We start from the raw sequence: 13,746 nt of genomic DNA, 5'->3' as shown, positions 1-13,746 counted from the left end.
AATATAAATTATCCACGCAAAAGGTCTACTAGTCATCAAAATGACTTAAAAGTGTCATGATCCTTACACAGTGGTTTGGCTTAATACGGTTTCATGATGCATTACAGAGCCATCTGGATTTCAGACGTACACCTCGGAACATCAGGGTGTCAGGCAGACTACCTTCTCGATTTTCTCAAACACAACGAAGCAGATAAGTTCTATCTTGTTGGTGACATTATCGATGGCTGGCGCCTCAAGAAATCATTCTACTGGCCACAAGCACATAATGATGTAGTGCAAAAATTACTTCGTAAGGCCAGAAAAGGCGCTGAAGTTATTTATGTTCCAGGAAATCATGATGAAAGTGCGAGACAGTTCTTTGGCCTTTCTTTTGGCGATGTCAAGGTCGTTGAGGAAGTTATCCACACAACCCTTGATGGCAAAAAACTCTGGGTCACCCATGGAGATCTTTTTGATGGGGTGATGCAATACGCAAAGTGGTTAGCTTACGTTGGCGACACGCTCTACTCATTGATCCTATACATCAACCGCTATTTCAATATGTTGCGGGTAAAAATGGGTCTTCAATATTGGTCGCTTTCGCAATATTTAAAGCATCAAGTCAAAAATGCCGTCAGTTACATCGCTGACTTTGAACACATCATGGCTCGAGAGGCTCGCCTACGAGGTTGCGATGGTGTTGTTTGCGGTCATATTCATAAAGCTGAAATTCGTGAAATTGACGGCCTTATCTACTGCAACGATGGAGATTGGGTGGAGAGCCTTACTGCTCTTGTTGAAACCCATACCGGCGAACTCAAAATTATTCATTGGCCCTATATCAAAGGTGAGCCAGTAGAAATTCCTGAAGTGACTTACCAACCTGCTGTTGAATCAATTCTATAAGAGGCTGCTCTATGAAAATAATGATCATTACAGATGCATGGGATCCACAAGTAAATGGCGTGGTTAGAACTCTGAAGCAAACTCGTGCTGAATTAGTTGCAATGGGTCACGAAGTTGAAATGATTACCCCAAATGGCTTCAAATCTATTCCCTGCCCTACATACCCAGATATTGCCCTATCTTTATTTCCAGGCAAAGAAGTTGCTCGTCGTATCAAAGAGTTTGCTCCCGATGCCATGCATATTGCAACGGAAGGGCCGCTAGGTCTTTCTGCGCGATCTTATGCAGTGAAAAATAACTTGCCCTTTTCAACCGCCTATCACACCCGTTTTCCAGAATATGTAAAAGCGCGTACAGGCATTCCTCTTGCCATTACTTACGCATTCATTCGTTGGTTCCATGGTCCTTCTATGGCTGTCATGGCGCCTACGATCGTCGTCAAAGAGGATTTAGAAAAATACGGTTTGAATAATGTTGTTCTATGGTCTCGCGGTGTTGATTTAGATATTTTTAAAGTACAAGAATCAAAAGCCCTCAATACAGCGCACCCTATTTATTTATATGTCGGTCGCGTTGCTGTCGAAAAAAATATCAATGCATTTTTAGAGTTAGACCTTCCTGGCTCTAAGTGGGTGGTAGGAGACGGTCCAGCCATGGCTGGCATCAAAGAAAAATATCCTGACATTAACTATCTCGGCGTTCTGCAACAGCACGAGCTTGCTAAAGTCTATGCAGCAGCAGATGTTTTTGTATTCCCGAGCAAGACAGACACATTCGGTTTGGTATTACTAGAAGCCATGGCCTGCGGCACCCCTGTCGCAGCCTATCCGGTAACAGGACCCATCGATGTTTTGGGAAGTTCCAAAGCAGGAGCCATGAATGAAGATCTGCGGCAAGCTTGTATTGATGCATTAAAGATCCCTCGCGAAGTGGCGCGTGCTCATGCGGAGAAGTTTTCCTGGAGAGCGGCTTCTGAAGAATTTGTGCGCCACCTTAAGCCTGTGCCATCACCTAATGTGCATGTAACTGCAATTGCTTAAAGGTAATCATAATTGAGCTCACCCTATCACATTGACCAAAACCCTCATAAAGGCAATCGTGGGTTGGCGAGAGCATGGCATGCTGCCAAAAATTCTTGGTGCGGTCTTGTTTATGCATTTCAAGAGGAAAGTGCTTTCAGACAAGAGTTGACCTTATTTCTAATACTGACCCCGATTGCCCTTGTATTGTCGATAAGCCACCTTGAAAAAGTACTCTTGATTAGCTCTTTGGTGATGGTATTGGTGGTTGAGCTATTAAATTCCAGTGTTGAGGCAGCAATCGACAGAATTTCATTTGAACACCATGATTTATCCAAAAGAGCTAAGGATTTTGGGTCTGCGGCCGTCATGCTTGCGCTTTTAATTGCTGTTTTATTGTGGTCTGCCGTGTGCGCACCCCTTGTCTTCAATTTGTAACAAATAGACCCTAATATTAGTAAAACTACCAAGGCTAACTATGTCTGATATTCCAAACCCGATTGGCGCATTTGAAATCTTCTCCCCCAAGAAAAAGAAGGATGTGACGCAATCTAAGTTAAATCCGATAAAAAAACTATCTAAGAAGTTTGCGAAGAAGCTTTTTGGTAAAAAGTTTGCCACTAAATCGCGCGCCGATCTCGTTCAGCCTGAAATTGTTGCTCCAGTTGGTCAAGTCGCCAAAGTCAAAAAACCTGCATTCAAAATTGAGTGGGCTACCAGTGCTATTGAAGTTAAAGAAGCTCAACGATTACGTTACAAAGTATTTGCTGAGGAAATGGGTGCAAACCTTGCTCAAAATGAAGAAGGTCTAGATGTAGATGAATTTGATGCATATTGCGATCATTTATTAATACGCGATCAAGACAGTCTGAAGGTGGTTGGAACTTACCGTGTTCTACCCCCTCATAAGGCCCAAGAGATTGGTCGCCTCTATTCTGACTCTGAGTTCGACTTATCACGTTTAGATCACCTTCGCTCTAAATTAGTTGAGCTAGGTAGATCTTGCGTACACCAGGACTATCGCTCAGGCGCAGTCATTATGGCTCTCTGGAGCGGTTTAGCCCAATACATGCTCAAAAATGGCTATGAAATTATGTTGGGTTGCGCAAGTATCCCAATGGCAGACGGTGGCCATTTTGCAGCGAGCCTTTATAACTCACTGGGCACTGATCAAATGGCTCCAACAGAGTTTCATGCCTTCCCTCGTCTCCCCCTCCCATTAGATAAATTAAATGGCGGACTTGATGTTGAGGCTCCTCCGCTGATCAAAGGTTACTTAAAGCTAGGCGCAAAGATTTGTAGCGCCCCAGCTTGGGATCCAGACTTTAATACAGCGGATTTACTGACTATGTTGCGTCTTTCAGATATCAATCCAAGATACGCAAAACATTTCTTGGGCATGTAACAGACTATAGCCCTCCAATAAACAAAAGCCGTTTCATTTGAAACGGCTTTTTTATTCCCATTAGATTTATCTGATGTTTACTTAAGGCTAACTTGGTAAGAGCGTCCAACCCTTTCCCATTCAGCCGCTTCCTTTAATAGACTAAATTCAGTCAGGGGATGTTCTGATGTCCATTCCTTTGAAAGGCTTACCAAATAGGATCCGTCATGCTCTGACACTTTCACCTTGGGAAAATTTGCATCATTGCGACCCCGACAAAGAACCTGAGCTAAACGCAAGCAAAACAACATACGCCAATCTTGGAAATTATGATTATTGGCCAGTTTTCCTAGCTTTCCTGCATGACCAATTAATAGAGCAGCTAAACGGGCTTGATCATTCTTTGAAAAACCTGGCATATCCGCATTTCCTGCTATGTACGCAGAATGTTTGTGATAACCATTGTGAGAAATCGATAAACCAATCTCATGTAAATTAGCAGCCCATTGCAAGAGTGCAACATTATTGTCCCTGCTCTCTGATTGTGGCTTGGGTAGTTGCTGAAGGAATTCAGCGGCAAGTCTGCCTACTCTAGAGGCCTGATCTCGATCTACGTTGTAGCGTTGCATAAATTGCTCTACCGTCACATAACGCATATCGTGATGCTGTGATCGGCCCAAAAGGTCATACAAAACGCCACTACGCAAAGCAGCATCTGTTACCTCCATATCTTCAATACCTAATTCATCAAATACGGCAAGCATGATTGCAAGGCCACCCGGCCAAACAGATCTTCTATCATCTTTTAGGCCATTTAACTCAACTTGATTTACGTTTTCATATTTCAGAAGATGCTTCTTCAATGCCTTTAAGCCATCGCGTGTTATCAAGCCGCTTCCGGCGTTCACGCGACCCATAGTGAGGCTATCGCCGCTACCGTTAAAGTCATTTGCTGCAATCAACTCAGCAAGTGCCCTAGCGGTGCCAGACGATCCAATGGCTTGCTTCCATCCACTTTTAAGGTATGCACCAGAAATGACTTGAATCTCGCGTCTTGCTGCAAGCTCAGCCTCTTTAAAGGCATGCCCATCAATATTGCCCTTGGGAAAGAAACGCATACTGTGCGATACGCATCCTATGTATAAGCTTTCCATTAGCTTAGGCTCATAGCCCTTACCAATAATGAACTCGGTAGAGCCGCCACCAATATCGACAACCAATCGATTTCCTTGGACGGCTGGAACTTCATGTGCAGCGCCTATATAGATGAGACGCGCTTCCTCAACCCCCGCAATCACCTCAATCGGAAATCCGAGCGCCTCTTGGGCATCATCAACAAATTGCTGGGCGTTTTTTGCAACACGAAGAGTATTGGTGGCAACCGCACGAACATTGGAAGGGTCAAAGCCTCTAATCCGCTCACCAAAACGTCTAATAGCAGTAAGACCTCTTTGATAGGCGTCATTACCTAGAAGTTTATTTTCAGTAAGACCAGCAGCTAAGCGAACTGATTCACGTAAAGTATCAATTGGACGTAATTGGGTGCCCGAGGGCGTATTGACTGCTTGGGCGACCAGCATACGGAAACTGTTTGAGCCTAAGTCTACGGCGGCAACAAGATCCGCAGACTGCGTTAAAGGTTCAACAGGATTGCTGGCCAAGATAATCCCCAGTAAAGTTTTCAACATCAATTATGTCTATTTTATGTAAAAACCGTGACATATTGATGAAAACAGCCATCAGGCCATATAACTCGGGTAAGGATCTATCAGGCAGCTAAGTTTTGTTCCGGGGCGGAACAGTCACTAGACCCGAAACTGCATAAGATGCAGCAGTCGCCAGATTTAGGCTTCAAAATCGCGCTACAGGATCTACAACGATAGAAATGATGAGTAGAGCCAGATTGCAGTAACAATGTCTCAGAAGCCTCGCAATGCGGGCAAGTAACGGTTGATTCGAGATAATTATTGTTAAGCACAACTTGATAGTGAACTAATAATGTTTCACTATTATGTCAATGCAGATCCCTCTAGTCAGTTGTACTTGGACTCCAAAACGCTTGGGTTACAAACTCTTGATCCGCAATCTTGGCGATAAGCTTATCCATCTCATCCCCATCAACTGCAGAAGCAGTGAGCACAGCCTGAATCTCAACCTCATCAATACCAAATTGGTGCACTTCAATATCCTGAGTTTGATAACCAGCTTCTTCCAAGGTTCTGATGAATTCCTTTAACGCATGCTTCTGAGCATGTTTAGGTGTAATGATATAAACCGAGTTTGTAACCTCTACAGATTTAGTATCTAAGGGCTGGCGATTAATAAAACTCACTACCGGTCTCAATAAGGTATTTGCCGCCAATATAAAAGCTGTTGCTAAACCAGCCTCTAAAATGAGATCAGCTCCTGCGCAGGCTCCTACTGCACCCGAGGCCCATAAAGTGGCAGCCGTATTGATTCCGCGAACATTACCTTCTTCGCGCATGATGACACCAGCACCCAAGAAGCCTATACCCGAAACAACATAAGCCATGATGTGAACAGCGCCATCATGACCAGTTAGGCGATTACCAGCATCTACAAAAATTGCAGCCCCTAAAGCAACTAAGATATTCGTTCTGAGACCGGCTGTTCGTTGTCGATATTGACGCTCTAGCCCAATTAAGCCGCCAAAGAAAAAAGCGGCACACAGACTGATAGCAGTATCTGTTAAAGATGCATAGTTGATGTTGTGAATAAATTCCATGAATACAGGGTGCTTTATTTAGAGCTCAGTCCTAAGGACTCTACCATTACTCTAAATACCTCAGTGTTATCCATGAAGCCTTTGAACTTTTCTGATCCAGGGCCCTGTGCATTTAATACAGCATCGTCGGCTGCATGAACTCCGGATTCTTGATTTGTGGGTAGATTTCCGCCCACATGAATGGCATCTTCTTGCAATTGAATATATTTAGGATTAGCCACGTATTTCCCTGCCTCATCTTTAATGGCTGGTACAAATGTGCCATCTAATTTTGGATGCATTGTTTCGTAATGGTCTGGATAGCTTCCATAGAAATAAGCCAAACGCTTAGAAACATCGATCTTATTAGGGTAGCCTTTGAGGTCTGCTTTTGGGTAATTTGGATACCCTGCATCCGCGTAGACACCTACCTTCTCGCGCAATGCCCCAGGTTTGTCATCATGCACGACGCCGCTAATTGAACCACTATGGGTGTGATCTGGAGTAACGATGATGAGAGTATCGGGATGGGTTTTGGCAAAATCTTTGGCAATTTGGACGGCATTACTAAGCATTATCGTGTCAAAAGCTGCTCGCTCCCAATCTAGGGGATGATTGAATTTATCGATTAATGCGGCCTCAACCATTAAAAAGAAACCATTTGGATTTCTGGAGAGCACATCGATTGCTGATTGGGTCATCTCAGTCAAATCGGGTTGGTTCGGATATTGCTCGACAGTGTTCTTTTTAAGGTAAAGGCGGTCTAGAGACCCATCCATATTATCCGGATGAAAAACACCAAATAATTTCTTTGTATTTTTACTGGAGGATTCGGCTAATAGTTGCTGTTTTGTAAAAGCCAACTGATAGCCTTTTGCTTTAAAACCATCAATAAGATTTTGCTCGTCTTTACGCTTCGAGCCTTTAGTTGACTGAGGATAAAAATAGGCTGATCCTCCACCTAAAATAACATCAGCACCACTAGCTAGTAATTGATCAGCAATATACTGCTTATCTGCCCTACGACGTGTATGAGCAACTACGGCTGCTGGAGTTGCATCTTCAAGTTCGGCATCTGACACGATCCCTACGGACATTCTTGTATTGCGCTTAATCAGTTCAGCGATGGTCTCAACCTTAGGATGCGATAAATTATCAGTGGCTCGGGATACATACAATCCCATTGCATTAACAGCTGTTTTATGTCCAGTTGTGTAGGCACTCATTGAATTTGCCGAATCCGTAATGAGAGAGTCTGAACCGGAGGTTCCTATCATGGCCGTACTAGGCATGTCATCAAATGCCAACCTACCCTGATATTTGCCCTCGGTTATGCCTTTAGATAAAACTCTGGCGGCGGTTCGATTGGCGATCGTCATACCATCACCAACAAAAAGAATGACATTTTTGACCTTACGAGGGCCGCTAGCATATACATCCCAACTCACTTGAAGACGTTCTTGTGGGACGGATGCTATCAATTGATATTTACCAGCCTTTGAGATCTGTACATCTCGAAAAACCAATGAACTTCCCTTGCCATTCTCATTAGCAATAAATTCTGGTTTCACCGTGACTAGTGTGTTGATAGGCTTGCCGTTCAGCTCAAGAATGACATCATTCTGATTGACAACGGAATTGAATTCAACCTTGATGTCAAACTTGGAGCCAGCCAAAATATTAGCCTGATCTATGGGGTAGATTGCAGCCGCATGGACAATGCCTGTAACCAAACAAAATAACGCGATGAGATGAGGCTTAAGCAATTGGATTAATTTCATGATGATTTCCAGAGATGGATAAGGTCAATATTTACTATCAATCAAAATGATGACATCTTGATGACTCAAGCTCAAGACACCTAAAGTGCTGCTTTTTTACTTGCAACTTGCAATTTACCGCTTTTGACAGCTTTTTTAAAAACCTCAAAATCGCTCTGATTTTGTTTGGCATAGGACTTCGCAAAAGAATATAAGGCATTCCCAAACTCTTGTGATTCTCCGCAATATCCAGAGATCATTGCAGCATCACCGGAACGCGCATGACCCAAAGCCAAGGCCCAACCGTACAGTCTTGCGTAGTCAGGAAAGTTTTTTAAGGAAACCCCTTCTGCACCAATATCTAAGCCACCTTTCATATCTCTGAGCTGACGCATATAAAAACCTTCACCGCGATTGATATCAAACTGCACCAGCCCAAAATTCAAAAAGATGTCAGGTGCCCCTTGGAGAAGTCTTTGACCAGCAACAACACGATGACCCATGTCGCGGAAAATCGATTTGCCGAGATAAGGACTCAATACAGATTTTTGAGCCTCTTTGTATTGCAAAAATAAGGGGTCGTGCTCGCTATCGCCCTCAAAGTAAAACAGCATACAGTTAGTGCCTACGCTGCCAACGCCCACTACTTTTCTAACATAGTCCTTTAATGTGTAGCGCTCGAATAATACTTTTCGGTCCGCTAGCAAAGTACTTGCATAATTCATGAGGGCTTTATCAATCAGAGTCTGCAGTGGCACACCATATGCCTCTTCCTTGAAGTGTTCAATAAGAGGTGGTTTATTAATGATCTTGCGGTTCTTGCCAACAAGTGTTGTGAGCTTTTGCAACACTTGAATATTATTCTGACCTTTACACTCCTTTAGATAGGCATCAATTTTCTTTTGATGCTCCTTGCTGAAATGTTTGCGAATTTGTTGTTCACCAATAAATTCTTGCGCTAACTCGAGATACGGCATATTTGCATACCTAGCCATTTGCTTTTGATACTCCGAGCAAATTCGATAAACCAGCTGTTTGGCTAGTGCTTTATCGCCACCGGCACTTTCACATGCAATCAATGCGCTTGCTACAAGCCTCTTTAAATCCCACTCCCAACTTCCGGGCAAAGTTTCATCAAAATCATTAATACCGAAAACTAGTCTGTGCTCAGCAGTACCGAAGAGTCCAAAATTAGAAACATGCATGTCACCGCACAGCTGGACAATAATATTGGTTGTCGGTTGATTGGCTAAATCCTGAGCCATGATTGCAGCCCCACCTCGATAAAATGCGAATGGCGACTGCAGCATTCTTCTGTAGCGAATAGGAATGAGCGATTGAATGCGAGTTTTGGCTTGTTCTTCAAGAATGGTTATCGGGTCAACACGAATTTTGGGGGGTGTATAAATTCCCTGCTCCGCAAAACTAACCCTTTTGCGCAATGCCTTCCCATCCGCAATGCGCCTTCTAATGGTAGGTCGCCCTTTAGCAAAGGACTCTACAGATCGCAATACAGCATATTTAGGTTTTTTATCGGCAGGCATTCATGCAATCACTCATTAGGATCGCATCATTTTAATGCCTATGTAGTCCTGCTGGAGCTTTTAAGAATTAAGGTAGTTCAACTTCTTCTGGATGCCATTAGGCAAGGTAGAAAACCAAACCTTATCTTGCCCCACTGATGGAAGGATTTGGCCATACTCAATCATTTGGCAAGGGGCTATCTCATCAATGTAAGCCCAAATCTGGTGGCTGGCTAACTTAGTGGTAGTTTGTAGGGCAATCTCAATCTCAACCAATAATTGTTTTTTAGTTTGCTCGCTTCTTCCAGATCGAATTTGACCATTCAAAAAAATGTGCGGCTCCTCTAGCAATACACCGCCAATAAAACAGTCATGTAGGTCTAACTCTTTAAAAATCACTTGCGCAAAATAGGCTTCTGCACCAGTGACTTCTGCATGAATTTTTGTAATGGCGCGCGCAATCGCAAACTTCTCATGAGTTCCGAATGATAGACCTGCAGAGTAGACGCTATACGTTGCCATAACTACGCTTTATTTGGGATCGCTTGCTTGCTGGTGGATTGCTAGCAGATGATCTTTGACTTGTAAGTGATCAAGACTATCAAGAGGCAGATCCAGAAGCAATTCAATACGGTTACGCAGACCAATCTCAACCTTTCTAAAGGCATCCCAGATTTCTTCTTCACTCCCCGCTGCAGCCGCAGGATCCGGAAACCCCCAATGAGCTGTTGCTGGGTGACCAGCCCAATAGGGGCATTCTTCTCCAGCAGCTGCATCACAAACGGTGATGATGAAATTCATATGGGGTGCATCTTCCCTCCCATACTCATCCCAACTTTTACTGCGAACTAATGTTAAGGGGTAACCAATCTCTTTAATGATTTTTAAAGCTACGGGATGAATAAATCCTGCAGGCTTTGAACCAGCAGAATAGCCAATAAAACGACCATGGCTTAATGTAGTAGTTAAAGCTTCTGCAAGAATTGATCTAGCAGAATTACCTGTACATATGAAAAGAATATTAAAAGGCTTGTTCATGCGCTCTTCATTTGTCAGTTAAACAATCTCATCAAGACCAAGTGAGTACTTTTTTTCTACTAGAAATTTCCTAGCGATATGATCCTCAACCACCACATCTCTAGAGTGCTTGATTGGGGCACCTGCACTCTGTTGCAAGTCTTGGATTTCATTACGAAATACCTTAGCCAAATACTCATTGATATTGTGGTCCACAGACACCCCCTGAAAAGTAGCCAACAGAATGATCCTAAATGGGCTTTATTTCAGATTTATTAAAGGTATATAGGGTGCCTAAGGCTCATCAAAGCGTCTAGCAAACTCCAATTAGCTTCCAAGTCGATGATTAATATACCGTTTTGCGTAATTTAAGCGCGCCTCGTACCATGCATGCCAAATCATAGATAGCGTATTTTTCATTTTATATCCTTGTGGTGAAAGACGAGGTTAGGAACAATCATTTTGCGAAGTCTCCTGGAAATATTGCCCCTCTATTGTTCGCCATAAAGATGACAAGGCGGAGGCGAATTGATGACGGATTGAAGTCCCTGCGATAAACTGAATTGGTCAATACTTAGGAAATAAATGATGAGTAACTTGGATTTGTATTGCAACATTGCTTTACGACTGGGTCTGGCATTGATTGTTGGTGCAGTGCTAGGCCTCAATCGATGGTTACACCATAAATCTGCGGGTATACGCACCCATTCTTTAGTTTCTATCGGTTCGGCGATGGCGGTAATGCTGATTAGCGACTTTGTAAATGATGATGCGCAATCGGTTAGTCGCGTCTTACAGGGATTAATTACTGGTCTTGGATTTTTAGGTGCCGGCGTCATTATTCATGAGCAAAGTTCCCAAAAAATTCATGGTCTAACCACCGCCGCAAGCTTATGGGCGTGCGCCCTCATTGGGGCTGCTTTTGGAGCCGGAAAATTCGCTTTAGGGCTGCTAACCTTAGGGGCAATCTTACTCACCTTGTTTATAGGGGGTCCTTTGGAAAGGCTTTTAGCAAGGCTGACTGGTATCAAACGGGGGTCGGAAATTTCAGGGGATCCGGACTAAAACCCACCAAAACACTCAAAAAAGCAGGTTTTGTCATATTTGTTTGCTAGGATTAAAGATCCTAAGGACCATATGTCAAAGCTATGAGCAATTATCGATACGAAGACGCAGTAAAACAATTGCAAGAATCTGGTGCCATTGGGCTTGTAGACCTGAAAAATCTACCCCATGATGATCTCGTAGAGTTGTTCGAGGAGATCAAAGTATGGTGTTTATACGCCAGCGGAAAACCTGAAAAACTCCCAAAAGAGTCTAAGAAAAAGAAGAAAAAGAAGAAAGACTGAGCTTAATTGCCCAGTCTTTCCCTCGGAATGCGCAGCATGAATGTGCTGCCTTTTCCGGGGGTACTTTCAATCATGAGCTGAGCCTGATGTCGACTGGCAATATGCTTCACAATCGCCAATCCCAGCCCTGTACCACCCGTATCTCTGGAGCGACTTCTATCTACCCTGTAAAAACGCTCTGTCAGCCTAGATAAATGCTCAGACGCAATACCAGGACCAGTGTCTGAAACAGCAAACTCACCTTGACCTTGGTGATTCACAGACCATTTGACATTGATCTTCCCTCCGTCTGGAGTGTAGCGAATTGCATTGGAAACTAAATTGCTAAAAGCAGAGAGAATTTCCCGCTCATCTCCCAAAATACTCTGGGTAGAGTCAATCTCAAAACTAAATTGATGCTTACCTTTTGATAGAGCTTCAGCATCATTTCTCAATAAAGCCATGAGCGTTTCACTTTTGACAACATTTGTTACAGCCGGCTGTGTGTTGGCTTCTAGGTTGGCAAGTGTTAGTAAATCTTCTACCAAGCTCTTCATGCGTTGAGCTTGGGACATCATCATTTCAAAATATTGATCACGCTGCTCCTTTGCCAACTCCAGTGACTGAACCGTCTCTAGGAAACCCATCAATACTGTAATTGGCGTACGCATTTCGTGGGATACGTTAGCCACGAAATCTCTGCGCATTGCATCAGCCTTCTGGAGGTCTGTGACATTTTGAATCAGAAGGAGATGGCGATTTTGTCCAAATGGGAATGCTTGCATCATCAGACTCAAACTACTATCTGGCCCCATACGCTCGATCAATAGCGGCTCGTCAAAATGGCGTCTATTGAGATAGTGAATAAACTCAGGACGGCGTATTAAAAAATTGATACGTTGCATCGCGTCACGCTTAAAAATCAGACCAAAAAAATGCTCTGCAATGCTATTGCACCATTCAATCTGATCATTTTCATCGAGCATCACAATGCCATTAGGCGATGCTTGAAAAGCCTCGATAAAGTGATCATGCTGTTGTTCAATCTGACCCATTCTCTGCTTCAGATTTTTAATTAAACGCTGAAGTCTAAAAAATATTTCTTCCCATAAGCCGCTAGGTAATGGCATATTTTCTAAAGAATCATTCTGGATATATCTGCCCAAACGAGCAAGATTGATATAGGAATAGATCAGGGGGATAGATAAGATAAAAATCCCCGCAGCAATACCCCACTCATTACCCCAATTAGCCAGGACAATAAATGAGACGATAAAAGCAACGCAAATGATGAGAATGAAGCGTGATAATGCTGAAATCATGCTGCAATCTTAGACCATTCTTTCAGAATACCTCAGAATGCAATAAATCGGTCGCTCAATCTTAGGACTGATTGGGAGTTTTGGTAATCCTGTAGCCGCTACCCCGGACAGTTTCTATATAGCGATCACAATCAAATGGGGCAAGAGCTGCTCTGAGTCTTTTTATGTGGACATCGACAGTTCTTTCCTCGATATAGACCTCATTTCCCCATACATTATCTAGAAGATTTGTGCGAGAATGAACCCGCTCAGGGTTACTCATAAAGAACTGCAAAAGACGGTATTCGGTTGGGCCCAAGGAAATTGACTTTGGCTCAGAACTGGGCCAAATTGCCAATACTCGATGGGAGCTAGGATCTAGCTTTAAGGGGCCTATCGTTAATGGCCCTGTATCCTCAACTGGTGTTTGGCGGCGCAATAAAGCCCTAACCCTGGCAACGAGCTCTTTTGGTGAAAAGGGCTTTGTTACATAATCATCAGCACCAGAATCAAGACCCATGACTTTATCCGCCTCTTCGCTCTTGGCAGTAAGCATGAGAATAGGTAGCCCCCTAGTTTTTTCATTAGCGCGCAATTCTTTGGCAAATTGCACGCCTGATTTACCCGGAAGCATCCAATCCAAGATGATCAAGCTTGGCAAACGATCTTTCATTAAATTCAAGGCAAGATCGGCTTGCATCGCCTTTTCAACTTCGTATCCAGCATGAGTTAAGTTGATAGCAATTAACTCTGAAATTGATGGCTCATCTTCTACTACAAGTATTCGGTGAGTCATATTCG

At 43.4% G+C, this 13,746-nt stretch carries 16 protein-coding genes; 6 read left to right on the top strand and 10 right to left on the bottom strand.

All coding sequences use genetic code 11. The features are described from left to right. Positions 1 to 96 precede the first annotated feature (96 nt). Genes ICV38_RS04765 through ICV38_RS04750 form a run of 4 tightly spaced genes read left to right on the top strand, consistent with a single transcriptional unit; the run spans position 97 to position 3,312 of the window. A complete protein-coding gene (locus tag ICV38_RS04765; RefSeq protein ID WP_215382758.1) occupies positions 97 to 888 on the top strand; it encodes a UDP-2,3-diacylglucosamine diphosphatase in 792 nt (263 codons plus the stop codon). An 11-nt stretch (positions 889 to 899) separates the two neighbouring features. Further along, complete coding sequence (locus tag ICV38_RS04760) at positions 900 to 1,928, top strand: glycosyltransferase family 1 protein (RefSeq protein ID WP_215382578.1); 1,029 nt, start codon at positions 900 to 902, stop codon at positions 1,926 to 1,928. Positions 1,929 to 1,940: 12 nt separating this feature from the next. Further along, on the top strand, positions 1,941 to 2,345 hold the full coding sequence (locus ICV38_RS04755; protein WP_215382577.1) for a diacylglycerol kinase: 405 nt from the start codon (positions 1,941 to 1,943) through the stop codon (positions 2,343 to 2,345). Between the two features lie 40 nt (positions 2,346 to 2,385). Next, a complete protein-coding gene (locus tag ICV38_RS04750; protein ID WP_371819244.1) occupies positions 2,386 to 3,312 on the top strand; it encodes a GNAT family N-acetyltransferase in 927 nt (308 codons plus the stop codon). Between the two features lie 77 nt (positions 3,313 to 3,389). Here the strand turns inward: ICV38_RS04750 and ppx are convergent, their stop codons facing one another. The 8 genes from ppx to ICV38_RS04715 form a co-directional block, all read right to left on the bottom strand. Continuing rightward, entirely contained in the window at positions 3,390 to 4,979 is a 1,590-nt protein-coding gene (ppx, locus tag ICV38_RS04745; protein WP_215382576.1) for an exopolyphosphatase, read from the bottom strand. Between the two features lie 80 nt (positions 4,980 to 5,059). After that, positions 5,060 to 5,269: a GDCCVxC domain-containing (seleno)protein gene (locus ICV38_RS10340; RefSeq protein WP_305848976.1), complete on the bottom strand. Its 210-nt coding sequence runs from the start codon at positions 5,267 to 5,269 to the stop codon at positions 5,060 to 5,062. Between the two features lie 51 nt (positions 5,270 to 5,320). Further along, entirely contained in the window at positions 5,321 to 6,037 is a 717-nt protein-coding gene (locus ICV38_RS04740) for an MgtC/SapB family protein (protein WP_215382575.1), read from the bottom strand. A 14-nt stretch (positions 6,038 to 6,051) separates the two neighbouring features. Continuing rightward, entirely contained in the window at positions 6,052 to 7,797 is a 1,746-nt protein-coding gene (locus ICV38_RS04735; RefSeq protein WP_215382574.1) for an alkaline phosphatase, read from the bottom strand. 80 nt (positions 7,798 to 7,877) lie between these two features. Continuing rightward, positions 7,878 to 9,320, bottom strand: coding sequence for a DUF2252 domain-containing protein (locus ICV38_RS04730; protein ID WP_215382573.1), 1,443 nt, complete (start codon positions 9,318 to 9,320; stop codon positions 7,878 to 7,880). A gap of 60 nt (positions 9,321 to 9,380) precedes the next feature. Further along, positions 9,381 to 9,821, bottom strand: a complete 441-nt coding sequence (locus tag ICV38_RS04725; protein ID WP_215382572.1) for a tautomerase family protein — start codon at positions 9,819 to 9,821, stop codon at positions 9,381 to 9,383. Between the two features lie 9 nt (positions 9,822 to 9,830). Beyond that, on the bottom strand, positions 9,831 to 10,337 hold the full coding sequence (locus tag ICV38_RS04720) for an arsenate reductase ArsC (RefSeq protein WP_215382571.1): 507 nt from the start codon (positions 10,335 to 10,337) through the stop codon (positions 9,831 to 9,833). A gap of 18 nt (positions 10,338 to 10,355) precedes the next feature. Next, positions 10,356 to 10,532 (bottom strand): hypothetical protein, encoded by a 177-nt coding sequence (locus ICV38_RS04715; protein ID WP_215382570.1) that lies wholly within the window; start codon positions 10,530 to 10,532, stop codon positions 10,356 to 10,358. Between the two features lie 369 nt (positions 10,533 to 10,901). Here ICV38_RS04715 and ICV38_RS04710 point away from each other — a divergent pair, with 369 nt between their 5' ends. Next, positions 10,902 to 11,381, top strand: coding sequence for an MgtC/SapB family protein (locus tag ICV38_RS04710; RefSeq protein WP_251368248.1), 480 nt, complete (start codon positions 10,902 to 10,904; stop codon positions 11,379 to 11,381). Positions 11,382 to 11,464: 83 nt separating this feature from the next. Beyond that, positions 11,465 to 11,665 carry a hypothetical protein gene (locus tag ICV38_RS04705; RefSeq protein WP_215382569.1) on the top strand — a complete coding sequence of 67 codons (201 nt, stop codon included), beginning with the start codon at positions 11,465 to 11,467 and terminating at the stop codon, positions 11,663 to 11,665. 2 nt (positions 11,666 to 11,667) lie between these two features. On the opposite strand, the gene phoR is transcribed toward ICV38_RS04705, so the two are convergent. Next, complete coding sequence (gene phoR, locus ICV38_RS04700; protein WP_215382568.1) at positions 11,668 to 12,966, bottom strand: phosphate regulon sensor histidine kinase PhoR; 1,299 nt, start codon at positions 12,964 to 12,966, stop codon at positions 11,668 to 11,670. A 61-nt stretch (positions 12,967 to 13,027) separates the two neighbouring features. After that, the gene (gene phoB / locus ICV38_RS04695) at positions 13,028 to 13,741 is read right to left on the bottom strand and encodes a phosphate regulon transcriptional regulator PhoB (protein WP_215382567.1); all 714 of its coding nucleotides are present in this window, start codon (positions 13,739 to 13,741) and stop codon (positions 13,028 to 13,030) included. Between the last annotated feature and the right edge of the window lie 5 nt (positions 13,742 to 13,746).

This window comes from Polynucleobacter sp. MG-6-Vaara-E2, from assembly GCF_018687695.1.
Lineage (GTDB): Bacteria > Pseudomonadota > Gammaproteobacteria > Burkholderiales > Burkholderiaceae > Polynucleobacter.
This window is presented reverse-complemented; position numbering and strand designations above follow the sequence as displayed.

Excerpts from the sequence above, each read along its gene's own strand:
- ICV38_RS04765 (WP_215382758.1), top strand. The coding sequence starts at position 97 with ATGCATTACAGAGCCATCTGGATTTCAGACGTACACCTCGGAACATCA.
- phoR (WP_215382568.1), bottom strand. The coding sequence starts at position 12,966 with ATGATTTCAGCATTATCACGCTTCATTCTCATCATTTGCGTTGCTTTT.
- ICV38_RS04740 (WP_215382575.1), bottom strand. The coding sequence starts at position 6,037 with ATGGAATTTATTCACAACATCAACTATGCATCTTTAACAGATACTGCT.
- ICV38_RS04720 (WP_215382571.1), bottom strand. The coding sequence starts at position 10,337 with ATGAACAAGCCTTTTAATATTCTTTTCATATGTACAGGTAATTCTGCT.
- ICV38_RS04730 (WP_215382573.1), bottom strand. The coding sequence starts at position 9,320 with ATGCCTGCCGATAAAAAACCTAAATATGCTGTATTGCGATCTGTAGAG.
- ppx (WP_215382576.1), bottom strand. The coding sequence starts at position 4,979 with ATGTTGAAAACTTTACTGGGGATTATCTTGGCCAGCAATCCTGTTGAA.
- ICV38_RS04735 (WP_215382574.1), bottom strand. The coding sequence starts at position 7,797 with ATGAAATTAATCCAATTGCTTAAGCCTCATCTCATCGCGTTATTTTGT.
- ICV38_RS04725 (WP_215382572.1), bottom strand. The coding sequence starts at position 9,821 with ATGGCAACGTATAGCGTCTACTCTGCAGGTCTATCATTCGGAACTCAT.
- ICV38_RS04750 (WP_371819244.1), top strand. The coding sequence starts at position 2,386 with ATGTCTGATATTCCAAACCCGATTGGCGCATTTGAAATCTTCTCCCCC.
- ICV38_RS04760 (WP_215382578.1), top strand. The coding sequence starts at position 900 with ATGAAAATAATGATCATTACAGATGCATGGGATCCACAAGTAAATGGC.
- ICV38_RS04710 (WP_251368248.1), top strand. The coding sequence starts at position 10,902 with ATGATGAGTAACTTGGATTTGTATTGCAACATTGCTTTACGACTGGGT.
- ICV38_RS04705 (WP_215382569.1), top strand. The coding sequence starts at position 11,465 with ATGAGCAATTATCGATACGAAGACGCAGTAAAACAATTGCAAGAATCT.
- phoB (WP_215382567.1), bottom strand. The coding sequence starts at position 13,741 with ATGACTCACCGAATACTTGTAGTAGAAGATGAGCCATCAATTTCAGAG.